Genomic DNA, 24,399 nt, shown 5'->3' with positions numbered 1-24,399 from the left:
AAACGTTTAGACCTGAAGCTACTCCCTAGCTACTTCTTCTTCGATTTCTTTGGTTTTGTCCCGTCTCAACTCAAGCTCTTCCGCGTCGTACTCTTTCGAGACCAAAAATCCATCGGCGAGTTTCCTTTTTCGGGCCAGCAACTCCTCTACAGCACTAGCGCGGAGCACCTCGCCGCCAGGCACACGTCGACCCCATGTAACTGCCAGAGCATCGTCGAAAACCAGCACACAGTCATATAGAGACAAGTGCATTCTAGGATAGAACCAACCCCGTTCCCCCTGCTCTTCAGGCTGAAAGGTTTTAGTCCCGCCATCTTTCTGGAATGAGAAGCTTATTGGTATCTGGGAATCGCGGGCAACATTTTCCGGCCGATCGACCGGGTCAAGCTTTTTTATCAGACGGTCAATCTCACGCCTCGGCTTCGGCACTAGGTGAACCACCGGTCTAACTATTGGCAGCTCCGACTTGTTGATGAAGTTCAGATTGCCAGCATCGATCCAGCACGTCACCTTCACGATGTGGTCCTTCTCGTCTTTTCGGCTGTCCCTGAGCAGGATCGATATAGCCAAAAGCAGCGACCCTGCGGTCAGGATCGACGCTATCCATTGACCAACCGTCCCCCAAGCACCCGCTCTCAACGGCCAGTGCGCTAGGTCCCCGAACACCTGATCCTTAGACGCCGGAGTAAACCAGACGATACAAAGCGGGATCAGAAGCCCAGCGACGACCGCTCCAGCCCCGATACCTATTCGCTTCTTCATGCCCGGCATCTTCTCACCGGGCGGGTCTCAACACCTCCACCGGCACCGAGTGGCTCACTGTCGACTTGTCCCGTGCGAACTCGATCGTGTAGCTCACGTAGGCCAGCTTCTCCCCCTCCGTCGTGCTCCCCCACTGACTCAGCGTTCCCTCGACGATCTGCTGCACCCTCATGCCTGCCGCGATGTAGTCGGCGGAATGGTGCGGCGAAGACGGGTACAGCACTCGCAGGTCGATGAGCACGCGTTCTGGTGGCTGGACACGCTTGATGGGGCGGAACTAATTCGATGGAGCCACGGGTGAAGTGGAACATATGTTCGAGTGGCTGGGTGGCCCCCAACCCCACTGTTGCTAGTGAGGCAGTCCAGCCAGAAGTGGCGGAACGTGTCTGTAGCGTGAGCGAGAGCATTTGGCGTCGCTAGTTACGTCACCAACTTTGAAGCGTATAGTCTTCTTTTCTTCATCGATTGACTTGATGGTGGTTGTAAATAGTTTAGTCTTTTTATTTATAGGTATATCTCTATTTCTAAAGATACAAATATAGGAGCCTATAAATCAATACCGTTCTAGCTTAGTCAGATGAGATGATGCCCTTCTTGACTAGCCAATCGTGCATCATCTCGTCGTTAGCTCGCTTAAGACCCAGTGTCGGTGAAGCATCGATGTGTTCGTTGTACTTGAAAAGCAGATCGACGTCGAACGACCCGTGCAGCGATTTACGTTGTTGCCGATGGGGACTTGGAACTTCCAAAAGCTTCTTGCCAGGAAATCTATCCACTACTTCAATCATTTGGTCCATGTTGATCTCCAAGCGAGAACCTACATCGAAACCCCAGTCAAAGAACTTCAGGTTGGCTGCATCTTCGACGATGCCCTGGCGATGCACGAAGTCGGTGCGAATCTTGCGAATGTCGTTAAAGTAGTCGGACTTGATGTCGTTCTTTGTAAGATGGTCAGCCGGATCTTTGCCGCGATTGTAGAACTTCGCGAAGCGCGGCCTGAACTGTTCATCCCACAAGGCATGCATGTAAGTGAACCACTGGGCGTACTCGATACCCTGCGCTTCAGGGTAGTAGGTCGTCGTACGCATTCCTCCTCCCCCATAGACCATGACGTTTGCACCGGAGTTGATCGCCAAAGTCAGATGCTGCATGTGAATCTTGCCGGGACCGGGTTCGTCGGAGTAGAACGAGGACTCAACTGGACGCCCAAAGCCGGTGCGGGACGCCTTCATCTCTTCCAAGTTAGTGACGTGCACAGAAAAGTAATGGCCAATGTCGTTCGTCTTCTTGCCCATAACGAATGGATGACGCAGCTTGGCCCACTCATCTACCCGCTTCATGATCGCATCGTGCGCAGACATCGACAGGATCACCGAGAGCATGAACCCACGTTCCAACTCTTCCAACAGTGTCTCGGCTGACTCGATCTCGTCTTCTTCCGTCGCCTTCAGGACGGGTATGACCTCATCGAACGCAGCTACTAGTGCGATCAGACCAGAGTCGAAGTTCCTTCCGGACCTGAGGGCCTTCGCAAGAGCTATCACCTCGTTGAGCTGAACAGCTAGATCTGTCCCTTCAATCGGTGGGTCTGACTCGGTCATCAGTTTGATGGGCTCACTGCTGTACTCGATGATGAGGTTCTGAGCCTGCACGGAAAGGGCCATGTTGCGTGACCGGTGTTCATAGAAGGACACCAGCGACTGGCTCAACATGACCTGTGCGGTCTCAAGAACCTGCAACCAACGTGACGCTCGTGTCTGCTTGATCATGAGGTGATGATGTCACCCGGCTACGACAGAACTAGCTGGTCAACATGCACCTCTCGCTGTCTGGTGCAGCAGCTTCATTCAAACGGATTAACGGTCCAACGCCTCAATCATTCGTTTGAATGAACGGTAAGATTTGGGCTCCAACGAACCAGGAGCTGTATGAGCGCCTTCTCCGACTTTCTAACTCAAGACACATCGCCGTGGTGGGTTCCAATCGCGACTCTGGGAATCGGCAGTGTTGGAACGTACTTCTTCAGTCACGTCCGGGAAAGCCAAGCTTTGAAGATTGAAGACAAGCGTCGCTTCGAGCAGGACATTTTGGATTAGTGCGTTGCGATTGATAGGGCGGTCACTGACATCCATGAAAACAATAACGACGATTACGACGATCCCGAGCAAGGCAACGCTTACAACCAGGCTTATTACACAGCCTTCTTCGCATTGCAGAAGGCGCAGGACAGACTCTCGCTAATCGGTCCACGCAAGATGGCTGAGATCGCATCGAGGGCTAGGGCGGCAGCCTTCAAGCTTGGTCCCCATTACCCAGGCACAGATAATGACACTATGGCCGAACTCCACGAATGCAGCGTGGCTCTGCGAGCTGAGACTCGCAGATATTTAAGAATCGAAGACTAGATTGTCAGCACGAGGAATTATTACTAGAAGCCAGGCCACTCAGCCGCAATAGCTCCTACACGCTGAACTTCGACGTTGATGTCCCTGAGCGAGTTCCTTACCGTCATGATACGAACGACTAACGTGTCTGGGTCAATCCAGGTGACCATCGGCATGTCTTCATGATCTTCTTCGCCCATGACTTCGGCCACATGTGAACTGGCAGTGACAGTCCACTCAAGCATGAACGTGTTATATGACTTCGATACGAAACGATCGAGCCTCTCATCGTAATGTTCCAGCGTGTTGCGGAGTTTTCGCGAGTAAAGAACCGAGGTTTTATCAAGCTTTAAAGCCGCCCTAAGCTTCGTACCGCGGTCCTTCGTCCACTGCGCAACCGGGTCCTCGGCACGCGCTTCCGCGTTTTTTGTGTCAGGCCACACCAACTTGGAGATCATTGCAGACGAGGCCAGTAAACTTTGTACGCCCATAAACAGCTTGTTCTGGTCCACCGGCATCGACTGCAACGTCTCATCTAGTGAGTCAATAGAAGTCTGAGCGACCTGGGCATGCCTAGCAATCTCATTCATATAGATGGCGAGTCGCGAGTCATTGAACTCGGCTAACGGATAGGGCTCTTTCTTAACTGCCTCATCTTCCACTGCCTCGTCACCGCTACTAACCGACTCATCCTCAGACATGAAACACCCGATACACCTAGTCATGAACTGGGTAATCTACCAGGCTGGGAACTACGCATCGTAGAACCCGATGACATCAACCTTGAACGTATAGCTCGTGGCCAGCGCTCCCAGACTGACATTCGCGTAGATCACCGTGCCGCCGGCCAAAGCTGGGGATGTGCTCGCGTTCTGCGGTGAGGTAGTCGCCCCGGTTAAGGTCAGGACACTGTTCAGCAGACTGCCGGTCGCTATGTTGTCGTCGGCCGTTGCATTGGAACCGATCGAGACTGTCGGCTTGAGCGTTGCACTCACGATGGACACTGGCCGCATGATGATCTGTGTTGGGTGGAAGTTCAGCGTGCCCGGTTCCAGCGTGTAGATCGGCGTCGTCCCTGGTGTCTTGCCGTTGATCGTGACCATGGCTCGCTTCACGACCACCTTGTCCGTGGTCTGCCATTGAGTGCCGTCCCAGACGAAACTGATCTTGGTGTCAGCGCAGTAGATGATCTGACCTATGTCAGCAGAGGATGGCCTGGAAGCCTCCGTGTCGATGACCATGAGCTGCATGTAGCGGATGCCCATTAGTTATTTGCCATCACCAACCACTGTCCGCCAACAGGCTTAATATCGTGCGTACTTCCATTGAGCAGAGATTGCGTAGGTCGATGCTCCGTACGACGCGTTCGACGCATGTGCTGCCGATCCCCGATCCGGTGTACTTAGCGTTGCTGCACGCACGAGCAGCCCAGTCTCTCGATCGTGTGACAAACCGTGACAATCACTCCGACAGCGGATACCTCATCGTTGACGAACGCGGCGCTCCCTACCGGCCCAATCGAATCGCGAAGGTCTGGAAGCGCGGATGTGCTCGCGCTGGGGTGCCTGTGCTCCGTCTGCACGATGGTCGACACACGTGCGCGACTCTGATGCACCTTCAGGGCGTGCCGATTGTGGTTATTGCGGCGTGGTTAGGCCACGTAGATGCGGGTTCCACTATGCGGACGTACGCACATGCTCAACCTGGACCTCTCCTTGAGGCGGCGCAAAGTTTCGCGCGACACGTGACAACTCGTGACAATTTGCGGACCGTATGACAACGAGTGACACACACTTGAAGGTGAAATAACACCTCTGACCTGCAGCAATATGGAGTGGGCGCAGAGGGGTTCGAACCCCCGACCGCTGGTGTGTAAAACCAGAGCTCTACCGCTGAGCTATACGCCCGTGTGCCGGTGGCCTAGGGACATCCCCGGGCCACCGGAACGCTTGGAGAAATTTATCGTGTCTGCTGTCTAACTACAATTCCGCAGGTCAACTCACCTGTGCGAGTGCCTCAGCCCACGATGAACTGTCTCGGGCTTCCCCGGGACCGTTCATTTCGGCGAATCTGATGATTCCGGACTTGTCGACCACGAAGGTTCCACGATTGGCGAATCCTGCGCTGTCGTTGAACACGCCGTACGCCTGAGCCACTTCACCGTGTGGCCAGAAGTCGGACAGCAGCGGAAAGGTGTAACCCTGCTCTGCTGCCCAGATCTTGTGGGTCGGAGGCGGACCTACCGAGATCGCCAGGATCGCGGTGTCGTCGTTCTCGAATGTCGGTAGCTCGTCGCGCACTCGGCACAGCTCGCCCTGGCACGTTCCGGTGAAGGCCAGTGGATAGAACACGAGCAGTACGTTCTTCACGTCCCGGTACGACGACAACGTGACCAATTGGTTGTTCTGGTCTTTGAGGGTGAAGTCGGGCGCAACAGCGCCAACCTCGATCGGCATCTAGAACCGTCTTCCTGTGTCGAGCATGGGCCTACCGCTTGCTGGCAGGGGTCTTGGGCTGAACCAATCGACTTCCGATCCAGTCACCGAGATTGGCCGCAGAGGTCTGCGTCAATCCGGCTGTCGGAGCGGACTCGGCAATCTCGCTGGGCTCCACATGACCGGACATGCCGGTCTTGGGGCTGAGGACCCACACGATTCCATCGTCCGAGAGCGGACCGATGGCATCCATGAGTGCATCGACCAGGTCACCGTCTCCGTCGCGCCACCACAGCAGTACGACATCGATCACCTCGTCGGAATCCTCGTCGAGGGTCTCGCCACCGATCGCATCTTCTACGTCGGCGCGCAGATCATCGTCGGTGTCCTCGTCCCAGCCCAGCTCTTGAACGACCATGTCGCGAGTGATGCCAAGTTTCTGAGCGTAGTTCTGAGCGTCCGCCGCGGCGACCACGGTGGTGACCTCCTTGAATTGTGGGTGCAGTAGACAAAGCGAACAGGGTCGAAGCCGTTCGCGCAAGCTGACCGCGCCGAAATTGCGTACATAAATTTCTACTGGTGGGTATCGGACCTCTGTACTACCAGAACCGACGAGATGCGGCAGGATTGGGGAGGAATCACGAGAACGAGGAATGTAGATCGCCGTCACAGGGGCGAGCTACCGGACCGGGCGCCACACCGAGCGTCCGCCACATTGAGGAGTGCACACGTTGTCCGAAGTGAACAGCGGCGAACGGCAGAACACATCGTCTGCAGGCAAGAAGGGCTCGGACGGCCGGGTCCGCGTCATCCGTGAGGGTGTCGCGTCGTACCTGCCCGATATCGACAACGACGAGACCAACGAATGGATCGAGTCGTTCGACGGCTTGCTGGAGAGGTCCGGCCCCAACCGCGCTCGCTACCTGATGCTCAGGTTGCTCGAGCGCGCCGGTGAGCGCCGCGTTGCGCTCCCGTCGCTGACATCGACGGACTACGTCAACACGATTCCCACGGAGAACGAGCCGTGGTTCCCCGGCGACGAGTCGATGGAACGCCGCTACCGAGCCTGGATCCGCTGGAATGCCGCGATCATGGTGCACCGCGCACAGCGTCCGGGCGTCGGCGTCGGTGGCCACATCTCGACCTACGCGTCGTCGGCTGCGTTGTACGAGGTCGGCTTCAACCACTTCTTCCGCGGCAAGGATCACCCGGGCGGCGGCGACCACATCTTCATTCAGGGCCACGCCTCCCCCGGCATCTACGCCCGCGCCTTCCTCGAAGGCCGCATTCCGGCCGAGCGCATGGACGGCTTCCGTCAGGAAGCGAGCCATGTGAACGAGGGCGGCGGACTGCCGTCCTACCCGCACCCGCGTTTGATGCAGGACTTCTGGGAGTTCCCGACGGTGTCGATGGGCCTCGGTCCGATGAACGCCATCTACCAGGCGCGCTTCAACCACTACTTGAACGACCGCGGCATCAAGGACACCTCCGATCAGCACGTATGGGCTTACCTCGGCGACGGCGAGATGGACGAGCCGGAATCGCGTGGACTCGCACACGTGGCCGCCACCGAGGGCCTCGACAACCTCACCTTCGTCGTCAACTGCAATCTGCAGCGTCTCGACGGCCCGGTGCGCGGCAACGGCAAGATCATCCAGGAACTGGAGTCGTTCTTCCGCGGAGCCGGCTGGAACGTCATCAAGGTCGTCTGGGGCCGCGAGTGGGACTCGCTGCTGCACAAGGACCGCGACGGCGCACTGGTGAACCTCATGAACACCACGCCCGACGGCGACTTCCAGACCTACAAGGCCAACGACGGCAGCTACGTCCGCGATCACTTCTTCGGCCGCGACCCGCGAACGAAGGAGCTCGTCAAGGATCTCTCGGACGACGAGATCTGGAACCTCAAGCGCGGCGGCCACGACTACCGCAAGGTGCACGCTGCCTACGCGGCTGCGATGTCGCACAAGGGCCAGCCGACGGTCATCCTGGCGCACACCATCAAGGGCTACACCCTGGGCAAGCACTTCGAGGGCCGTAATGCCACGCACCAGATGAAGAAGCTGACGCTCGACGATCTCAAGACGTTCCGCGATCTTCAGCACATCCCGATCTCGGACGAGGAGCTCGAGAAGGATCCGTACATGCCGCCGTACTACCACCCCGGTGCGGACGCTCCCGAGATCCAGTACATGCTCGATCGTCGCAGCAAGCTCGGCGGATTCGTCCCCGAGCGCCGCGTCGACGTCAAGCCACTGCCGCAGCCCGGCGACGACACCTACAAGACGCTCCGCAAGGGCTCGGGCAAGCAGGAAGTCGCCACCACCATGGCACTCGTGCGCGTCATGAAGGAGCTGTTGCGAGACAAGGAGATCGGCCACCGAATCGTGCCGATCATTCCCGACGAGGCCCGCACGTTCGGTATGGACTCGTGGTTCCCGTCGCTGAAGATCTACAACCGCAACGGCCAGCTGTACACCTCGGTCGACTCGGAACTGATGCTCGCCTACAAGGAGAGCTCGGTCGGTCAGATCCTGCACGAGGGCATCAACGAGGCAGGCTCGACGTCGTCGTTCACCGCGGTCGGTACCTCGTACGCGACGCACGGCGAGGTCATGATCCCGCTGTACATCTTCTACTCGATGTTCGGCTTCCAGCGCACCGGCGACGGTCTCTGGGCTGCAGCAGACCAGATGGCCCGCGGGTTCGTGCTCGGTGCCACGGCAGGTCGCACCACGCTGACCGGTGAGGGTCTCCAGCACGCCGACGGTCACTCGCTGCTGCTGGCGTCGACCAACCCCGCGGCCGTGGCGTACGACCCGGCGTTCTCGTACGAGATCGCGCACATCGTCAAGGACGGTCTGCGTCGCATGTACGGCGGCACCAAGGGCCCAGACGGAGAGTTGCTGCCTGGTTTCGGCGGCGAGAACATCTTCTACTACATCACCCTGTACAACGAGCCGTACGTACAGCCGGCCGAGCCCGAGAACCTCGACGTCGAGGGGCTGCTCAAGGGCATCTACCGGTTCGCAGAACCGCAGGAGGGCGACGGACCAGAGGCACAGCTGCTCGCGTCCGGCGTCGGCATCGTCTCGGCCCGCAAGGCACGTGAGTTGCTGTTCGAGGAGTGGGGCGTTCGTTCAGCCGTGTGGTCCGTCACCTCGTGGGGCGAACTGCGCCGCGACGGCGTCGAAGCCGAGAAGGAGTCGCTGCGTAACCCGGGTGCCGACAAGCGCGTTCCGTTCGTCACCTCGGCCCTGGCCGATGCCAACGGCCCGGTCATCGCGTCCTCCGACTGGATGCGCGCCGTGCCGGATCAGATCCGCCAGTGGGTTCCGGGCGATTACGTCACCCTCGGAACCGACGGCTTCGGCTTCTCCGACACCCGCCCGGCTGCACGACGGGTGTTCAACGTCGATGCCGAGTCCATCGTCGTCGCCACACTGTCCGCTCTCGCGGCATCGGGCGAGATCGACAAGTCCAAGGCCGTCGAGGCTGCCGAGAAGTACAAGATCGACGACGTCACCGCAGCTCCGACGTCGTACGCCGATACCGGCTCGGCGTAGGTCTTCGCCGTGATCGGCCGACCCCCGTTCCACCTCGCGACGAGAGTCCAGCGCGAGGTGGGCGGGGGTCGGGCGTAGGTTCTCCTTATGTCCGATGCGAAACCCGATTCACCGGACAGTTCGTCCGCGCGTGATGTCTCCCGGCGCGACGCTTACCGTGAAGCGTTGCGTGAGTCGTTGGCTCGTGACTCCCCGGCCCGTGACTCCCCCACCCGTGATTCGCTCACGACCGACAACGAGGTCCACCTTCCGGTCAACTCGTTGGCCCCTTCGCGCCAGAAGCGCGACCCTTTGCCCGACGCCCTGTTGCGACGCGTCAAACAGTTCTCCGGCCGCCTGTCGACCGAGGCAGTGACCACGATGCAGGGCCAGTTGCCGTTCTTCGGCGACCTCGACGCCGCCCAGCGGGCCAGCGTCCAGCTGCTGATCCAGACGGCCGTCGACAACTTTCTCGAATGGCTCAAGAATCCGAACAGCGACATTCGATTCAGCCTCGACGCCTTCCAGGTGATCCCGCAAGACCTTGCCCGACGCCTCACGCTGCGTCAGACCGTCGACATGGTTCGGGTGGCGATGGAGTTCTTCGAGCAGTGGCTCCCCGCGCTCGCGCGCAACGACCAGCAGTTGGTCGCGCTGACCGAGGCCGTGCTGCGGTACGGCCGCGAGCTGGGGTTCGCCGCGGCGTCCGTGTACGCCAGTGCAGCCGAGTCACGAGGGGCGTGGGACACCCGCCTCGAAGCCCTCGTCGTCGACGCCGTCGTCCGGGGCGATACCGGATCGGACATGCTCTCCCGTGCTGCCACGTTGAACTGGGACGCCACTGCGCCCGCGACGGTATTGGTGGGGACTCCCCCGGAAGACCGCGGCGTGTCCGTGGTGGGCACCGTGCACTCCGTCGCTCAGAAGCACGGTCGAGCTGCGTTGGCGGTGGTTCAGGGGACCCGATTGGTGATGGTGGTCAGTGGCCAGCTCGACGACACCGCGGCGCATCACGCGTTCATCGACGACATGTTGCAGAACTTCTCCGACGGCCCGGTCGTCATCGGTCCCACCACCCGCACCTTGGGCGCAGCGCACTCGAGCGCGGTGGAGGCCTTTGCCGGCATGCAGGCCGTGGCGGGCTGGCGGGGCGCACCGCGGCCGGTTCACGCCGGCGAGTTGCTGCCCGAACGAGCGTTGCTGAACGACGGGGCAGCTATCTCGGCTCTCAACGATCATGTCGTCGTGCCGTTGGCCGCGGCAGGTTCGGGTTTGGCCGACACACTCGACGCGTATCTCGACTGCGGCGGTGCCGTGGAAACCTGCGCTCGGCAGCTGTTTGTTCATCCAAATACCGTCCGGTATCGGCTCAAGCGCATCGCCGAGGTGACCGGACGTGATCCCACTCACCCACGCGATGCGTACATCCTTCGGGTCGCGGCAACGGTAGGTAGGTTGGCTCGAACGCATCACGAACCGACATATCCAGCCCCATATGTCACACAGGTCACATTTGGAGAAGTGGTTACGTAACGCCGAACCGCCTTCCGGCGATAGCGGGTCTCCACGAGGCAATTTGTAGGGTTCCCACAAATTGCTTGTCGAGAGTTCATCGAGCGCGACATCACTGATGAGGGGCCCGACAGTGTTTTCTTAAGCCTGTGATTGCGTTGCTTGCGCCCGGTCAGGGCTCCCAGACTCCCGGCATGCTGCTGCCTTGGCTCGAAATCCCGGGCGCGGCCGATCGGTTGGCGCTGTGGTCCAAGGCCTCCGGCCTGGATCTCGTGCGACTCGGCACCACCGCCACCGCTGAAGAAATCACCGACACTGCGGTGACTCAGCCACTGGTCGTGGCGTCGGCCCTACTGGCCTTCGAGGAAATCGCCTCGCGTGGACTGTTCCCCGACGACGCCATCGTGGCCGGCCACTCGGTCGGCGAGCTGGCGGCTGCTGCCATTGCCGGCGTGATCTCCTCCGACGACGCGGTATCTCTGGCAGCGGTGCGCGGTGCTGCGATGGCCAAGGCCTGCGCCCTCGAACCGACCGGCATGTCCGCCGTGCTCGGCGGCGACGAAGCTGCAGTACTGGCCCGGCTGGAAGAACTCGATCTCGCCCCGGCCAACGTCAACGCTGCCGGTCAGATCGTTGCTGCAGGTCTGCTGACCAAGTTGGCGGAACTGGCCGAGAGCGCACCCGCGAAGGCGCGGGTCCGAGCACTTCCGGTCGCGGGTGCTTTCCACACCAAGTACATGGCATCGGCAGGCGACACCGTCGCCGCGGCCGCAGCCGCCATCACTCCGTCCGAGCCGACGCACACCTTGCTGTCCAACTCGGACGGTCAGCCGGTCGCATCGGGTGCCGATGCGCTCACCAAACTTGCTGCCCAGGTCACACGCCCCGTGCGGTGGGACCTGTGCAGCGCGTACCTGCGTACCGCGCAGGTCACCGGACTTGCGGAGCTGCCCCCGGCAGGCGCACTGGTCGGCATCGCCAAGCGTGAACTGCGCGGCGTGCCCAACCTCGGCCTGAAGACACCGGCGGACATCTCCGCATTGGCCGAGCTCGGATAGCTCGGTCTCCTTCACACCGCAGTCTCGGTACTGCGGATCGACTTCCACTCCCCGAGTGGCAGAAATGCACAACCGCGTCTCGAAGCACATGACTTCGGCGTTCGACACAGAAGAGAAGGGAGCCACAACAGTGGCCAGCCAGGAAGACCTCATCGCCGGACTTGCAGAGATCATCGAGGAGGTCACGGGCATCGAACCGTCCGAGGTGACCATCGAGAAGTCCTTCGTGGACGACCTCGATATCGACTCGCTCTCCATGGTCGAGATCGCAGTGCAGACCGAGGACAAGTACGGCGTGAAGATCCCCGACGAAGACCTCGCAGGTCTGCGCACCGTCGGCGACGCCGTCAACTACATCCAGAAGCTCGAAGCGGAGAACCCCGAAGCCGCAGAAGCTATCAAGGCCAAGCTCGACGACTCCGCGAGCGAGTGACACGACCCATGACCAACCCATCCACCGCCAACGGACGCTTCCCCAGTGTCGTCGTCACCAGCCTTGCTGCGACCACGTCACTCGCGGGTGACGTCGATGCCACGTGGAAGGGTCTGCTGAACGGCGAAAGCGGAATCGGCACTCTGGAAGACGATTTCGTCACCGAGTACGACCTGCCCGTGCGGATCGGCGGACACCTCGCGGTGAACCCGCAGAGTCTGCTCTCGCGGGTCGAGATCCGTCGCCTGAGCTACGTGGAGCAGTTGTCCACGGTGCTCGGTCGTGAGGTCTGGAAGAACGCCGGCTCGCCCGACGTCGATCCCCTTCGCCTCGGCGTGTCGATCGGCACCGGACTCGGTGGCGGCGATTCTCTCATCGACGCCAACGACAAGATGAAGGCCGGCGGCTACCGCAAGGTGTCCCCGCTCGCCGTTCAGATGGTCATGCCGAACGGCCCAGCAGCGGTCGTCGGGCTCGAGCTCAAAGCACAAGCCGGCGTCATCACGCCCGTCTCCGCCTGCTCCTCGGGATCGGAAGCCATTGCGCATGCATGGCGAATGATCGTGATGGGCGACGCGGACATGGTCGTCACCGGCGGCGTCGAGGGATACATCGACGCGGTTCCGATCGCCAGCTTCTCCATGATGCGGGCGATGAGCACCAACAACGACAACCCGAAGGGTGCGTCACGTCCGTTCGACAAGGATCGTGACGGCTTCGTCTTCGGTGAAGCGGGTGCGCTCATGGTCATCGAGACCGAGGAGCACGCCAAGGCACGCGGCGCAACGATTCACGCCCGCCTGCTCGGTGCCGGAATCACCTCGGACGGGTTCCACCTCGTGGCCCCCGACCCCGAGGGCAAGGGTGCCGCGCGTGCGATGCAGCGCGCCATCGAGACCGCAGGCCTGCAGAAGTCCGACATCACCCACGTGAACGCCCACGCAACGGCAACTCCCATCGGAGACACCGCCGAAGCGCTGGCGATCAACAAGGCAGTCGGAAATCACGCAGCGGTGTACGCACCGAAATCCGCTCTGGGCCACTCGATCGGCGCCGTCGGCGCCCTCGAGTCGGTACTGACGGTGCTGGCAGTGCGAGAGGGAATCATCCCTCCCACACTGAATTTGGAGAACCAGGATCCCGAAATCGATCTCGATGTCGTCAAGGGCGAGCCCCGCGTCGGACAGATCGACTACGCGATCAACAACTCGTTCGGATTCGGTGGGCACAACGTAGCGCTCGCCTTCGGTAAGGCGTGATCCACTGAGTCGACTTCTCGACTCAGCGAATCCCGCTCTCGCAGTGCATGATCCGAGCTGGGGCCGTTCTTTCGACGGACGGTCCCGGCTCGGGCCTCGCCCCCGCCAGGGGCCCTGAAGAAGGACAACGCGATGACCATTCTGGCCCCTGTCACACGATCCGGCACCTCCACCGATCCGCGCGACCCCCTCACCCGCCTCGAGAAGCTCTTCGACGCCGGAACCACTGTTCCCCTGCATGATCGGGACAAGTCGGGAATTCTGGCCGCATCGGGCGAAATTGACGGCGTCCACACCATCGCCTACTGCTCCGACGCCACCGTCATGGGCGGTGCCATGGGAGTGGACGGTTGCAAGCACATCGTGGCCGCAATAGACACCGCCATCGAACAGCGCGCCCCGATCGTCGGCGTCTGGCATTCGGGTGGTGCTCGCCTCGCCGAGGGCGTCGAGGCTCTCCATGCCGTCGGACTCGTGTTCGAGGCCATGGTCCGAGCGTCCGGCCTCGTCCCACAGATTTCCGTCGTCCTCGGTTTCGCAGCCGGTGGTGCAGCGTACGGTCCCGCCTTGACCGACGTCGTCATCATGGCTCCCGAGGGACGCGTATTCGTCACCGGACCCGACGTCGTTCGCAGCGTCACCGGCGAACAGGTCGATATGGAGTCGCTCGGCGGCCCCGACACGCACCACAAGAAGTCCGGGGTCTGCCACATCGTCGCCGACAGCGAGATGGACGCGTTCACCCGCGCCCGCCGTCTGGTGTCGATGTTCTGCGAGCAGGGCGTGTTCGACATCGCCGCCGCAGAACACGGCGACACCGATCTACGCGCACTGATGCCCGAATCCAACCGACGTGCCTACGACGTGCACCCGATCATTCACGAACTGCTCGACAACGTCGAAGGCGAATCGACGTACGAGGAGTTCCAGGGCGGCTGGGCTCGCAGCATCGTCATCGGGCTCGGCCGCATCAGCGGCCGCACCGTCGGTGTCATCGCCAACAACCCCATCCGCCTCGGCGGCTGCCTGAACTCCGAAAGTGCGGAGAAGGCAGCGCGATTCGTTCGCCTGTGCGACGCCTTCGGTATACCGCTCATCGTGGTCGTCGACGTGCCGGGCTACCTGCCCGGCGTCAGCATGGAATGGGAAGGCGTCGTTCGCCGCGGAGCGAAGTTGCTGCACGCGTTCGCCGAGGCCACCGTCCCCCGCGTCACGCTGGTCACTCGCAAGATCTACGGCGGCGCGTACATCGCCATGAATGCCCGCGCACTCGGTGCCACTGCGGTCTATGCCTGGCCCGGCTCCGAGGTGGCCGTGATGGGCGCGAAGGCGGCTGTCGGCATCCTGCACAAGAAGGCGCTCGCCGCCGCACCCGAAGAAGAGCGAGAGGCACTGCACGACCGCCTCACCGTCGAGCACGAAAGCATCGCAGGCGGTGTCGATCGCGCCGTGGCCATCGGCGTCGTCGACGAGGTCATCGAGCCCAGCAAGACCCGCAGCACGGTTGCCAAGGCTCTCGCCGCAGCACCGGCGGCTCGCGGAAATCACAAGAACATTCCGCTCTGATCGACCCCGACCACTACCTACTGCGGTCGTCGGCCCTGCCCCGCGACCCCACCCCGAGACCCCACCCCGGTTGGGAACCCACCCCGGTTGGGATCAATGCGCCTTTCAGGCACTCCATGTGCAAGAAAGCCACATTGATTCACACCGGGGACGGGCAAACGAGGTCGATCGAGGTCCGTCAGCCCTGGATCCATCGGTGATCGTGGGCCAGTCGAACGACGGCCGATCGCACGTCGAGTATCTGCGCAGCCGTCAGCGTGCCGTTCGACGTCAATAGTTGTTCGGTCAGCTCTGTGGTGAAGTCCGCCTCGGACAGGAGGTCCGCGCCTGCGTCGTCGTGGCGCTGGTGACCACTGACGGGTGCGGTGTTGTGAAATGGGACGTCGGGTTTGTGCCGGGTCACCAGAGCGGTGGACGTCGGCCCGTCGATGATCTGGACCTCGGTGGCCTTCAGACCACGGTCACCGTCTACGGCAACGTATTCGACGCGTACTCCCGGTGCCAACAGTCGTTTGTCGAAGTCCAGATCGTTGACGTGGATGAACACGTCCTCGCCGCCCTCGTCCGGCGCTACGAATCCGTACCCCTTGAACTCGTCGAATCGAATCACTTTTCCGGTCGACAACATCGAACTCACCACTCCACGGTCGTTCCCACATGCCTACCCCAGGCACGAACGCGAAACTACCGCCGCGACGAATCCCCGGCAACCGCTGCTAGCCGACGTTGCGGCTGAGCCAGGTCACTTCTGCTCCTGCGCCTCCGGTGCGGAACGGCTCGAGTGCGGCATCCCAATCCGAGCCGAGCGCGTGCTCCACTGCGGCGGCGAGGTTGCCTTGGTTGTTGTCCATCAGCGCGCGCAGTCGCATCTCGCCGAGCACCACGTCCCCGTTGGCACTCGTCGATCCGCGCCACAGACCCAGGCCGGGTACGTGCGAGAACCGTTCGCCGTCGACGCCTTCGCTGGCATCCTCGGTCACCTCGTAGCGCAGCATCTGCCAGGACCGCAGGATGCGGGCGAGCTTCGCCCCGGTGCCCACGGGCCCGATCCAGTCAGTGGTGGCACGCAGCTGTCCGTCGGAGGCCGGCTGCGCGGACCACTTCAAATTGGCACGGCAATCTAGGGCGTCGGACAACGCCCATTCGACATGCGGGCACAGCGCAGCGGGCGACGAGTGGATGTACACAACACCCGATGTCGCATCTGCGAATTGGTTCGATCCACGCATTGCACTACCTCCAGCTTCGACGAGGGACGTCTTCCCCAACGACCTCGACATGCTCGAACTGGTTGCAGCGATTCAACGCGTGTGTGTACTAGTGTGCCCCGAGTTGCCCCTGTTGCGCCAGTGCAATCTGTGAACGGTGGTGTTTCACCCGGCCAGGACGGCGTCGGAGAGCTCGGGCCAGAGCGGTTTGGCCCAATCTCCGAAGTTCCGATCGGTCAGCACCACGCACGCGATCCTCACCGACGGGTCCACCCACAGGAACGTCCCGGACTGTCCGAAGTGGCCGAACGTAGCCCTCGAGTTGTTACTCCCAGTCCAGTGCGGGGTCTTGTCATCGCGCAGCTCGAACCCCAGACCCCAGTCGCAGGGCTTGTGCGATCCGTACCCGGGCACGATTCCGTTCAGGCCGGGAAACTGCACGTCGACGGCCGAAGACAGTGTCTGCGACGCGAGAAGAGTCGGTTCCAACAGCTCTGCGGCGAACTTGGTCAGGTCTGCAACGGACGAACGGGCACCGTGACCGGCCGACCCGGGCAGCGACGTGTCGACCATCCCGAGCGGTCCGCAGACGGCCTCATCCAGGTAGTCGGGAAAGGTAATTCCCGACTCTGCTTCGATGAGTTCGGCCAAGACCTCGAATCCCGCGCTCGAGTAGATCCGCTTGGTGCCGGCAGGTGCCTGCACCTTTCGCTCGCCGAACGCCAGTCCCGAGGCGTGCGCCAGCAGATGCCGCACAGTCGACCCCTCCGGCCCTGCCGGCTGATCGAGCTCGACAGCGCCTTCTTCCACGGCAACCAACACCGCGTAGGCGGTGAGCAATTTGGTGACCGACGCCAGCTCGAAGACGCGCGCGGTGTCCCCCACCTCCTCCCGCACTCCGGCGTCGGTGACGACGGCGGCACTGACATGGTCGACGGGCCACGAGGCAGTGAGATCGAGGGTAGTCACGACTCCAGAGCCTAATTGTCTGTCGATGCCCGTGGATCGGTCCCCTGCCGGGCTAGTCTCGGACGACAGGAATGGGAGAAATGCGATGTCGGTTGTGTATGGATCGTGCAATCTGTGCGAGGCGATCTGTGGTCTCGAATTCACGGTGGAGAACAACGCGGTGGTCTCGATCCGCGGCGACGAGAAGGACCCACTCTCCCGGGGCCACATCTGCCCGAAGGCTCTGTCGTTGATCGACCTTCATGCCGACACCGATCGGCTCACCACGCCGGTCAAGCGGGTGGGTGAGAAGTGGGAGAACATCGGTTGGGCGGAGGCGTACGACCTCGTCGTCGACGGCCTCGTCTCGACGCGGAAGAAGTACGGATCCAATGCGGTCGGCCTCTATCAGGGCAATCCCAACGTGCATTCGATGGGCGCGATGACCCACGGCATTCCGTTCACGTCGCTGCTGCGCACCCGCAATCGGTACTCGGCGACGTCCTTGGATCAGTTGCCGCACCAGCTCGTCGACCATTTGCTGTACGGCCACCAGCTCCTGCTGCCGATTCCGGATATCGATCGAACCGATTTCTTCCTCGTCCTCGGCGGCAATCCGATGGCCTCCAACGGCAGCATGATGACGGTGCCCGACTTCGCCAAAAGAGCACGCGCACTCCGTAAGCGGGGTGGCCGACTGGTAGTGGTCGATCCACGTAAGACCGAAACGGCGGATATTGCCGACACCCACTTCTTCGTTCGTCCCGGCAGCGACGCGCTGCTGTTGCTGGCGATGATTCACACGATCGTCGCCGACGGCTCCGTCCGTGTCGCCGACTACGTCGATGGTGCCGATCGACTTGCCGATCTCGTCGCCGAATTCACGCCGACGGCGGTGGCACCGATCGTCGGCATGTCGGCAGACGACATCTCTTCTCTCGCACGGGACTTTGCTGCGGCGAAGTCTGCGGTGGCGTACGGCAGGATGGGAGTGTCGACGCAGCAGTTCGGCACGGTGTGCCAGTGGGCGATCCAGGTACTCAACATCATCACGGGCAATCTCGACCGCCCGGGCGGTGCGATGGTGACCGATCCGGCGATCGATCTGATCTCGCAGGGCATCGTCAGTCGTGGACATTTCGACAAGTGGCGCAGCCGCGTTCGCGATCTTCCCGAGTTCGCCGGCGAGTATCCCTGTTCGACGCTCGTCGACGAAATCACCACCGAGGGCAAGGACCAGATTCGTGCCATGGCCGTCCTGTCCGGCAATCCGGTGCTGTCGATGCCCGGCGGCACTACCCTGAACGACGCGTTCGCGGGACTCGATTTCATGGTGTCGTTCGACTTCTACATCAACGAGACCTCGCGGCACGCACACGTAATTCTGCCGCCGACGATGTCCCTCGAACGCGATCACTACGATCTGATCTTCAATTCTTTCGCGGTACACAACACTGCCAAGTACATGCCCGCAGTCCTACCCAAACAGGCTGACGCCAAGCATGATTGGGAGATCTTCCGAGACCTGTCACTGCGCTACAAGAACCGCATGGCAGGCTCCACCGTCGATCGCCTGAAGGCACGATTGACGCCGAAGAGCGTCATCGGCGAGGCCCGTCTACGCCTGTCTCCTGCTCGTACTCTGGATATCCTGCTCCGTAGCCGACGAAAAGGTTTGTCGCTGAGGAAGCTTCGAGCCAACCCGCACGGCATCGATCTGGGACCGCTGCGTCCGGGCTTTCCCCAGAAGCTGAAGACCAAGGACAAGCGCATTCAATTGATCCAGGACGTCGTGGTCGGTGAACTGCCTGCCCTGGTGGACCTGATGAACTCGAGCGTTGTCCCCAAGGACGACGAGCTCCTGCTGATCGGTCGACGACATCTACGTAGCAACAACTCGTGGATGCACAACACCGCTCGGCTCACCAAAGGCAAAGCGCGACATCAGCTTCTGGCCCACCCGAACGATCTCTTCCAGCGCGGGATCGAGGACGGTTCGATGGTGTCGGTCACCTCCGCGGCCGGTACCGTCGACATCGAGGTCGCGGCGTCCGAAAAGATGATGCCCGGGGTGGTGAGCATGCCGCACGGATTCGGACATCAGCGCCCCGGAGTGCAGCTCTCGGTCGCCACCACTGTCACCGGACCGAGCGTCAACGACATCACCGACCCCGCCCGAGTCGACGCGGTCTCGGCGAACGCGATTCTCAACGGCGTTCCGGTGCAGGTGAGGGCCAAGTAGCGCCCCCGATGGAACCACGAGACGGCGTGATTCTGTACGATTCTGCTGGCTCGTACCTGGTACGGGATTGGGGCGGTAGCTCAGTCGGTTAGAGCCGTGGACTCATAATCCATTGGTCGCGGGTTCGAGCCCCGCCCGCCCCACCACGAGCCGGCCGTCGAAATGTGCGAGCCATCGCGGACAGCGGATGTCCTCGATTGTGGGGACACTGAAGCGATGTGGAACCAGAGCGAGGCATTACCGGGTCGAGTCGATCGCGCGAGCGCATGACTGCGTCGGAATCGCCGTCGCCCGCGTCAGCCCATCCCCCGACGTGGAAGTTCGACTACCCGATCATCCATGCCGAAACGCGGGCGCAGTGGCGATCCTGGTTGTCGCACAATCACAGCTCGACCCGAGGCGTCTGGCTCTGTTCATGGCGGACCGGCACCGACCGACCCCGTTGCCCATATCCCGCGGCTGTCGAGGAAGCCATCTGTTTCGGTTGGATCGACTCCACCAGCAGCATTCTCGACGAGGCCCGCGGCCTGCAGCTGTTCACACCGCGCAGACCCAAGAGCCCCTGGACCAAACTCAACCGAGAACGCGCAGCCGATATGGAAGAACGCGGCCTCATGACCGACGCAGGTCGCCACGCCATTGCTGCCGCGCAGTCGAACGGGTGGTGGACAATCTCCGATCCGGTCGAGAACCTCGAAGAACCGCTCGAGTTGAAGACGGCACTCGACCGTGACCTAGACGCTCGTAACAACTGGGACGACTTCCCTCCCAGCGCCCGTAAACAGATGCTGTGGTGGATTGTCAGCGCCGTTCGAGACGACACTCGTGCAGGTCGAATAGATCAGATCGTGGCCGACGCCGCGATCGGTCGACGTGCCCGCGGCTGACTGGAGCCGTTTCGCGAGCGCCGATCAAGTCCCTACCACCTTGCGATACAAAGCCGACCAATACACCAGCAGTGCAGCAGCAGTGGCCCCGAACCACAGCCACGTCAGGAATGCCGCCACCACGCCGGTGACGAAGAATCCCAGCACGAGTGCCACCACCCAGCCGAGTAGGTAGGCGAGGATCGTGATGACCGCCGCTGCGGTACAGCGCCACGGGGATTGCTTCACGGTGTGTAGTGCAGCGCGCAGAGGGTTTCGGCGACCGTCGACCGCCGCTGGAAGTATCAGCAGCGCAAAGACAATCACGACAGCCGGGAGCAGGGGGAAGAGAATTGCGAACGCAACGGCCGCCACGGTCAGCACCACGCACCAGGCCAGTACCCGCGGTCGTCGCCACGTCCGGCTCAATGCACCCGACGCGTTGCCGTCCACCACGTCGAGTGCTATCGAGGCGGTGAACCACAGCGCACACACCACCGTTGCGGCGGAACCGACGACCAGCGCAGCGAATCTCAGGGAGGACGTCGGAGCCGGATCCCCCACCACGGTCAGCGCCTGAATCAGAGCCGAGACGATAACCACCGATGCGAGCAGTAGCACCCCTCTCACGGCGCACCGACCGTCGAATTGCGGTCGAGTACGTCCTGCACCGAACCCGAGTAGAGAACGGTTGCGCCGACCTTCACTTCGACGGTACTGGCATCGTCGGACGTGGCCGTACCGTTAATCGTCTCGTTACCGGTTGTCGTCCCGGCACATTCGATGTCCGCCCCGGTGCCCGAGCACACGGGCGCAACCAGGATCTCGATTCCTTGCTCGAACAGAACGTCGTTCACCGCGTAGCGGAGATTCCCGAGTTCGGCTCCCCCGACCGGCGCGAGCGCGGCGGTCTGCGAGCACCCCGCGCAGGCCAGCACTGCCGCCACCGTGAAGAGCTGTCTACGAACACCGTTCATCGTCCCTGCCTCGTCTCGTACGCAATCAGTCTGGCGTGCTCGTCGAGGTGTTGCTGTTCCAGAGCAGCGTCGGTGATGGCGCTCAGGTCGAACGGCGCGGGCAGGAGGAGTTCGGTGTTGCGGTCGAGGCGCGAACCTCGTCGCATCAGCGGATTCTCGGCCCAGTCGTTCGCAGCCAACTCACGACTATGCGAGGCGAGGTCCAGGTAGCTGCCGCTGTTCCCGGGCGTGATCGGCGACGCGTGATCGAGCACGGTCGTGAACAGCGACAATGTCCCGTCTCTGTTGTCGACGATCTCCACCACCTGCTGTTGCTGCGGAAAGTCGATGCACGACGCGGTGGTGATCTCCCAGAACCCTCGTCCGTCTCGCGAATGCGCCAGGATCTGATTCTGGTGGGTGTGACCGTTGAGCCAACCGATCACCACAGGATATTTCAGAAGCAGATCGATGAATTCGTCTGCGCCGTACAGCTTCACCGACTGTCCCGGCCGCTGTGCACGGTTCTCCAGGGTCAGGCTGTTGTGGTGGGTGTAGATCAGGACGAGATTGCGTTCGGCCTGCGCCTTCTCCAATTGCTGGGTGAGCCAGTCGAACTGGTCCTCGGGCACCGCACCGTCGGGCCCGGCGACGGCGTTGCAGGTGTCGAGTCCGAACGTGCGAACGTTCGGAGTCGGGTCCGCCGCCCACCAGGTTTCACCCGAGTCGAGGTTGTGCTGGGTGAAACCGTGCCCGATCGGCCCTGGGGTGGGAGTCGTCTCGAAGTGCTCCTGCATGAACTCACGCTGCTCGAAGAGGTACCGAGCCGGATCTGCCGACACTGCTCGAAACCCGGGCCGGGCACCGGATCCGACCCCGAGCGCATCGAGCATCCTCTGCAGCGGACTACCTGTCGATGCGTACCCGGCCAATGCCGAGGTGGCCGTCGCTTCGAGTGTGTACGCCTTGCGTCCGCCGACCGCGAGGGCATGCAGCTGAGAGGAGAGATCGAACGTGCCGAGCAACAACGTGTCGTGATTGCCGTAGACGGAATACCACGGGACGGGTAGCCCCACCGATTCGACGATCCCCGACATCGCCTGCGTCAACAGATCGGGAAGCGTCGGAAATCCGTAGTCCCCGAACGACCCTCCCGACGGATCGCCCGGCCGATACGCCCACTGCGCCTCGGGCCACGCTTGCACGCCCTCGAAGACGTCGGATGCGCCACTCGTAGGCCGGACCGCGACGCCGTCGAGAACGTCTATGTACCAACGAAGTTCGAGATGAGAATGCATGTCGGCGCTGTCACCGGCGACAACCGCGGCTCCCATGGGAGCGCCGGTGACCGAACTGATTCGCGCATCCGCAAATGCCTTCACCATCGCGGCGGTGACGTGCACGGTCAGCGGATCCTGCGGATGGAAGGCCGAGCCCCACGCTGCATGGTCGGAGACGATCATGGGCTCGATCCGGCCGGGCGATTGCGCATCGATGACATGCATGTCCGACAGGTGCCCCAAGTAGAGCAACGAGCGTCTGGCCTGCACCCGAGACGCGCTGGGTGCCCGCCCGAGGATGTCGAGGCGAGGGACGTAGGGCTCCCCCGGCCCCGCAGCGAGCACCCGGTACCGACCGGGGCCGGTCGACGATCTCAGGATGGTCTGCGCCAGCGTTCCGCCGACATCGGTCTCTCCTGACGCCGGCTGCGCCCGAGCGACAAGGACGTGGCCCAGAACCTGCGGTGCGATTCCCCATGCCGCGGCGAGGGTGCCCACCCGAGTGACGAATTGACGACGCGACAGACCGCCATAGAACTCCCCGAATCCGAGAACCGCACCACATGCGCCTCGCATCCGACGAGGTGACTGCCAATTTTTACAGGGAAAACCGCGGACTGGTTGGAATTCGAGCCTTCATGGCACCACTGTGACCGGCCAGCGGCCCGCCTTGACCAGTCGCACTGCCACAGATCCCGCCAATCGGTGCCCGGCGCGTTCGGAGGCCCCCACCACGACGGCGTCGGTGCGGAGTCCATCGGCAACCGCGACGAGTCCGTTATAAGGATCACCCTGCGCAGTGCGGAATTCCCAGCGAACCTGCTCTCGCTCCCCGAAGCGGGCCACCGAGGTTCTGATGTAGTCGAGGAGTTCGTCGGCGATCTGTCGGCCCGTTTCCACCATCGAGATCCCCGCCTGGCCCCACGACGCGGTGGCGATGGGCTGCACGTAGACCAGCACCAGAAGCGATTGTTGCCTACGGGCCAGTCCTCCCGCGTATGCGGCGGCCCGCCAGGACGAATCCGAGCCGTCGACGCCCACCACGATGGACTTCGGGCCGTCGTGGCCGTACTCGAACCCCGTAGATTCCTGCGCATTGCTCACGACATGAGGCTACTGCCAGCCCATTGGTGCAGGGACCCCGGCGCAGGGCGGTACGGTTGATGTGCTGCGCAACCGGTTTGCCCGGCATGCGCCACACGACGGGAGAAGCAATGACCGACGACGAACAGTTCGACGCTCCGTCGACCGACCCGGCAACTGTATTCGCCGCTCTGGCCGACATCGTGTATCGCGGCAGTAGCGCAGAAGAGGTCTACACCGCTATCTGCAACGCCGCGACGATGGTTGTCCCTCACTGCGATCACGCGAGTCTCATGTTGTTGCGCCACGGAAAGGCCGTCACCGTCGCGGCCTCGGATGACGTGGCACGCGTCGTCGACGACATCGAACGCGCCACTGGTCAGGGACCGTGCTTGGATGCGCTGACCACCGAGGCCGTCCAACTCGAGCCGGATTTCAGCAGCCCCACCCAGTGGCCCGCAATGGCTCGGGGTGTCCTGAACCGCACGCCGGTCCGGGGAGCGATGGGGTTCCGCCTCAAGGTCGACGAGCAGAAGGTGGGTGCTCTCAACCTGTTCACCGACACCGCAGGTGCCTTCGATGCCGACACCGCCGACAAAGCCGTCATCCTGACTGCATTCACTTCTGTGACGGTAGGGGCGATGCTGAACGGCCAAGAGGCATCGACCTTGCGCGACGGCCTCGAGAGTAACCGTGAGATCGGCAAGGCGATCGGCCTCATCATGGCGCTGCACAAAGTATCCGACGAAGAAGCGTTCGCACTGCTCCGCAAATCGTCGCAGGATCTCAACGTCAAGATCGCCGATCTCGCATCGACGGTCGTCCAGCGGCACGGCAAGGGCCTGTCGAGCTGAACGAGCCG

The 24,399-nt window shown here is 62.0% G+C and carries 25 protein-coding genes and 2 tRNA genes; 12 read left to right on the top strand and 15 right to left on the bottom strand.

Features of this window, described 5'->3' with window-relative positions; translation table 11 throughout:
* Nucleotides 1-18 precede the first annotated feature (18 nt).
* The 3 genes from RFA01S_RS17295 to RFA01S_RS17285 form a co-directional block, all read right to left on the bottom strand.
* Nucleotides 19-762, bottom strand: coding sequence for a hypothetical protein (locus RFA01S_RS17295; RefSeq protein WP_139278466.1), 744 nt, complete (start codon nt 760-762; stop codon nt 19-21).
* Between the two features lie 13 nt (nt 763-775).
* Nucleotides 776-1,003, bottom strand: a complete 228-nt coding sequence (locus RFA01S_RS17290) for a hypothetical protein (protein WP_139278465.1) — start codon at nt 1,001-1,003, stop codon at nt 776-778.
* A 328-nt stretch (nt 1,004-1,331) separates the two neighbouring features.
* Nucleotides 1,332-2,531, bottom strand: coding sequence for a hypothetical protein (locus RFA01S_RS17285; RefSeq protein WP_052060559.1), 1,200 nt, complete (start codon nt 2,529-2,531; stop codon nt 1,332-1,334).
* A 159-nt stretch (nt 2,532-2,690) separates the two neighbouring features.
* Between RFA01S_RS17285 and RFA01S_RS27845 the strand changes: the two genes are divergently transcribed.
* Complete coding sequence (locus RFA01S_RS27845; RefSeq protein ID WP_169879452.1) at nt 2,691-2,858, top strand: hypothetical protein; 168 nt, start codon at nt 2,691-2,693, stop codon at nt 2,856-2,858.
* Between the two features lie 332 nt (nt 2,859-3,190).
* Here the strand turns inward: RFA01S_RS27845 and RFA01S_RS17280 are convergent, their stop codons facing one another.
* Entirely contained in the window at nt 3,191-3,847 is a 657-nt protein-coding gene (locus tag RFA01S_RS17280) for a hypothetical protein (RefSeq protein WP_139278464.1), read from the bottom strand.
* Nucleotides 3,848-3,898: 51 nt separating this feature from the next.
* Nucleotides 3,899-4,387: a hypothetical protein gene (locus RFA01S_RS17275; protein ID WP_139278463.1), complete on the bottom strand. Its 489-nt coding sequence runs from the start codon at nt 4,385-4,387 to the stop codon at nt 3,899-3,901.
* 107 nt (nt 4,388-4,494) lie between these two features.
* Here RFA01S_RS17275 and RFA01S_RS17270 point away from each other — a divergent pair, with 107 nt between their 5' ends.
* Entirely contained in the window at nt 4,495-4,923 is a 429-nt protein-coding gene (locus RFA01S_RS17270) for a tyrosine-type recombinase/integrase (protein ID WP_081371359.1), read from the top strand.
* A gap of 58 nt (nt 4,924-4,981) precedes the next feature.
* Here the strand turns inward: RFA01S_RS17270 and RFA01S_RS17265 are convergent.
* The 3 genes from RFA01S_RS17265 to RFA01S_RS17255 all read right to left on the bottom strand — a co-directional run bounded on the left by RFA01S_RS17265 (nt 4,982) and on the right by RFA01S_RS17255 (nt 6,056).
* Nucleotides 4,982-5,053, bottom strand: a tRNA-Val gene (locus tag RFA01S_RS17265).
* Nucleotides 5,054-5,140: 87 nt separating this feature from the next.
* Nucleotides 5,141-5,602 (bottom strand): peroxiredoxin, encoded by a 462-nt coding sequence (locus tag RFA01S_RS17260; protein WP_027497443.1) that lies wholly within the window; start codon nt 5,600-5,602, stop codon nt 5,141-5,143.
* Between the two features lie 31 nt (nt 5,603-5,633).
* Nucleotides 5,634-6,056, bottom strand: coding sequence for a DUF3052 domain-containing protein (locus tag RFA01S_RS17255; protein WP_027497444.1), 423 nt, complete (start codon nt 6,054-6,056; stop codon nt 5,634-5,636).
* Nucleotides 6,057-6,312: 256 nt separating this feature from the next.
* Here RFA01S_RS17255 and aceE point away from each other — a divergent pair, with 256 nt between their 5' ends.
* From aceE to RFA01S_RS17225, 6 genes are all read left to right on the top strand, one after another.
* A complete protein-coding gene (gene aceE / locus RFA01S_RS17250; protein ID WP_032374556.1) occupies nt 6,313-9,147 on the top strand; it encodes a pyruvate dehydrogenase (acetyl-transferring), homodimeric type in 2,835 nt (944 codons plus the stop codon).
* 87 nt (nt 9,148-9,234) lie between these two features.
* Entirely contained in the window at nt 9,235-10,659 is a 1,425-nt protein-coding gene (locus RFA01S_RS17245) for a PucR family transcriptional regulator (RefSeq protein ID WP_238325069.1), read from the top strand.
* 128 nt (nt 10,660-10,787) lie between these two features.
* Complete coding sequence (locus RFA01S_RS17240) at nt 10,788-11,696, top strand: ACP S-malonyltransferase (RefSeq protein ID WP_032406742.1); 909 nt, start codon at nt 10,788-10,790, stop codon at nt 11,694-11,696.
* A gap of 88 nt (nt 11,697-11,784) precedes the next feature.
* Nucleotides 11,785-12,129, top strand: a complete 345-nt coding sequence (gene acpM / locus RFA01S_RS17235; protein ID WP_045841363.1) for a meromycolate extension acyl carrier protein AcpM — start codon at nt 11,785-11,787, stop codon at nt 12,127-12,129.
* 8 nt (nt 12,130-12,137) lie between these two features.
* The gene (locus RFA01S_RS17230) at nt 12,138-13,388 is read left to right on the top strand and encodes a KasA/KasB family beta-ketoacyl-ACP synthase (RefSeq protein WP_027497449.1); all 1,251 of its coding nucleotides are present in this window, start codon (nt 12,138-12,140) and stop codon (nt 13,386-13,388) included.
* Between the two features lie 132 nt (nt 13,389-13,520).
* Entirely contained in the window at nt 13,521-14,954 is a 1,434-nt protein-coding gene (locus RFA01S_RS17225) for an acyl-CoA carboxylase subunit beta (protein WP_032406743.1), read from the top strand.
* Between the two features lie 178 nt (nt 14,955-15,132).
* Here the strand turns inward: RFA01S_RS17225 and RFA01S_RS17220 are convergent, their stop codons facing one another.
* The 3 genes from RFA01S_RS17220 to RFA01S_RS17210 form a co-directional block, all read right to left on the bottom strand.
* A complete protein-coding gene (locus RFA01S_RS17220; RefSeq protein ID WP_032406744.1) occupies nt 15,133-15,582 on the bottom strand; it encodes a cold-shock protein in 450 nt (149 codons plus the stop codon).
* An 88-nt stretch (nt 15,583-15,670) separates the two neighbouring features.
* The gene (locus tag RFA01S_RS17215) at nt 15,671-16,183 is read right to left on the bottom strand and encodes a DUF3145 domain-containing protein (protein ID WP_032406745.1); all 513 of its coding nucleotides are present in this window, start codon (nt 16,181-16,183) and stop codon (nt 15,671-15,673) included.
* 144 nt (nt 16,184-16,327) lie between these two features.
* On the bottom strand, nt 16,328-17,131 hold the full coding sequence (locus RFA01S_RS17210; protein WP_032406746.1) for a serine hydrolase domain-containing protein: 804 nt from the start codon (nt 17,129-17,131) through the stop codon (nt 16,328-16,330).
* Between the two features lie 85 nt (nt 17,132-17,216).
* Between RFA01S_RS17210 and RFA01S_RS17205 the strand changes: the two genes are divergently transcribed.
* The 3 genes from RFA01S_RS17205 (at nt 17,217) to RFA01S_RS17195 (ending at nt 20,239) form a co-directional block, all read left to right on the top strand.
* Entirely contained in the window at nt 17,217-19,352 is a 2,136-nt protein-coding gene (locus RFA01S_RS17205) for a molybdopterin-dependent oxidoreductase (protein ID WP_032406747.1), read from the top strand.
* Between the two features lie 69 nt (nt 19,353-19,421).
* Nucleotides 19,422-19,498: transfer RNA gene (locus tag RFA01S_RS17200), tRNA-Ile, on the top strand.
* A gap of 120 nt (nt 19,499-19,618) precedes the next feature.
* Entirely contained in the window at nt 19,619-20,239 is a 621-nt protein-coding gene (locus RFA01S_RS17195; protein ID WP_032406748.1) for a YdeI/OmpD-associated family protein, read from the top strand.
* Between the two features lie 24 nt (nt 20,240-20,263).
* Here RFA01S_RS17195 and RFA01S_RS17190 read toward each other — a convergent pair whose 3' ends face one another.
* From RFA01S_RS17190 to RFA01S_RS17175, 4 genes are read right to left on the bottom strand one after another with little or no spacing between them, the layout of a single operon-like run.
* Complete coding sequence (locus RFA01S_RS17190; RefSeq protein WP_139278462.1) at nt 20,264-20,848, bottom strand: EI24 domain-containing protein; 585 nt, start codon at nt 20,846-20,848, stop codon at nt 20,264-20,266.
* Entirely contained in the window at nt 20,845-21,195 is a 351-nt protein-coding gene (locus tag RFA01S_RS17185; RefSeq protein ID WP_027497472.1) for a hypothetical protein, read from the bottom strand. The genes RFA01S_RS17190 and RFA01S_RS17185 overlap by 4 nt, the downstream gene beginning before the upstream one ends.
* Entirely contained in the window at nt 21,192-23,030 is a 1,839-nt protein-coding gene (locus tag RFA01S_RS17180; protein ID WP_052060561.1) for a TIGR03767 family metallophosphoesterase, read from the bottom strand. The genes RFA01S_RS17185 and RFA01S_RS17180 overlap by 4 nt, the downstream gene beginning before the upstream one ends.
* 60 nt (nt 23,031-23,090) lie before the next feature.
* Nucleotides 23,091-23,558 (bottom strand): universal stress protein, encoded by a 468-nt coding sequence (locus RFA01S_RS17175; RefSeq protein ID WP_027497473.1) that lies wholly within the window; start codon nt 23,556-23,558, stop codon nt 23,091-23,093.
* Between the two features lie 110 nt (nt 23,559-23,668).
* Here RFA01S_RS17175 and RFA01S_RS17170 point away from each other — a divergent pair, with 110 nt between their 5' ends.
* Nucleotides 23,669-24,391, top strand: coding sequence for a GAF and ANTAR domain-containing protein (locus tag RFA01S_RS17170; RefSeq protein ID WP_027497474.1), 723 nt, complete (start codon nt 23,669-23,671; stop codon nt 24,389-24,391).
* The last annotated feature ends 8 nt before the right edge of the window (nt 24,392-24,399 follow it).

This window comes from Rhodococcoides fascians NBRC 12155 = LMG 3623 (genome assembly GCF_001894785.1).
Taxonomy (GTDB): Bacteria; Actinomycetota; Actinomycetes; order Mycobacteriales; family Mycobacteriaceae; genus Rhodococcoides; species Rhodococcoides fascians.
The sequence above is the reverse complement of the archived record's forward strand: the minus strand, read 5'-3'. Positions and strand labels throughout refer to the sequence as shown.

Bases quoted from the DNA above. Each gene is read 5' to 3' on its own strand.
- RFA01S_RS17205 (WP_032406747.1), top strand. From the start codon at position 17,217: ATGTCGGTTGTGTATGGATCGTGCAATCTGTGCGAGGCGATCTGTGGT.
- RFA01S_RS27845 (WP_169879452.1), top strand. From the start codon at position 2,691: ATGAGCGCCTTCTCCGACTTTCTAACTCAAGACACATCGCCGTGGTGG.
- RFA01S_RS17260 (WP_027497443.1), bottom strand. From the start codon at position 5,602: ATGCCGATCGAGGTTGGCGCTGTTGCGCCCGACTTCACCCTCAAAGAC.
- RFA01S_RS17280 (WP_139278464.1), bottom strand. From the start codon at position 3,847: ATGTCTGAGGATGAGTCGGTTAGTAGCGGTGACGAGGCAGTGGAAGAT.
- RFA01S_RS17225 (WP_032406743.1), top strand. From the start codon at position 13,521: ATGACCATTCTGGCCCCTGTCACACGATCCGGCACCTCCACCGATCCG.
- RFA01S_RS17245 (WP_238325069.1), top strand. From the start codon at position 9,235: ATGTCCGATGCGAAACCCGATTCACCGGACAGTTCGTCCGCGCGTGAT.
- RFA01S_RS17270 (WP_081371359.1), top strand. From the start codon at position 4,495: ATGCTCCGTACGACGCGTTCGACGCATGTGCTGCCGATCCCCGATCCG.
- acpM (WP_045841363.1), top strand. From the start codon at position 11,785: ATGACTTCGGCGTTCGACACAGAAGAGAAGGGAGCCACAACAGTGGCC.
- RFA01S_RS17295 (WP_139278466.1), bottom strand. From the start codon at position 762: ATGAAGAAGCGAATAGGTATCGGGGCTGGAGCGGTCGTCGCTGGGCTT.
- RFA01S_RS17180 (WP_052060561.1), bottom strand. From the start codon at position 23,030: ATGCGAGGCGCATGTGGTGCGGTTCTCGGATTCGGGGAGTTCTATGGC.
- RFA01S_RS17215 (WP_032406745.1), bottom strand. From the start codon at position 16,183: ATGCGTGGATCGAACCAATTCGCAGATGCGACATCGGGTGTTGTGTAC.
- RFA01S_RS17275 (WP_139278463.1), bottom strand. From the start codon at position 4,387: ATGGTCATCGACACGGAGGCTTCCAGGCCATCCTCTGCTGACATAGGT.
- RFA01S_RS17185 (WP_027497472.1), bottom strand. From the start codon at position 21,195: ATGAACGGTGTTCGTAGACAGCTCTTCACGGTGGCGGCAGTGCTGGCC.
- RFA01S_RS17230 (WP_027497449.1), top strand. From the start codon at position 12,138: ATGACCAACCCATCCACCGCCAACGGACGCTTCCCCAGTGTCGTCGTC.
- RFA01S_RS17285 (WP_052060559.1), bottom strand. From the start codon at position 2,531: ATGATCAAGCAGACACGAGCGTCACGTTGGTTGCAGGTTCTTGAGACC.
- RFA01S_RS17195 (WP_032406748.1), top strand. From the start codon at position 19,619: ATGACTGCGTCGGAATCGCCGTCGCCCGCGTCAGCCCATCCCCCGACG.
- RFA01S_RS17170 (WP_027497474.1), top strand. From the start codon at position 23,669: ATGACCGACGACGAACAGTTCGACGCTCCGTCGACCGACCCGGCAACT.
- RFA01S_RS17220 (WP_032406744.1), bottom strand. From the start codon at position 15,582: ATGTTGTCGACCGGAAAAGTGATTCGATTCGACGAGTTCAAGGGGTAC.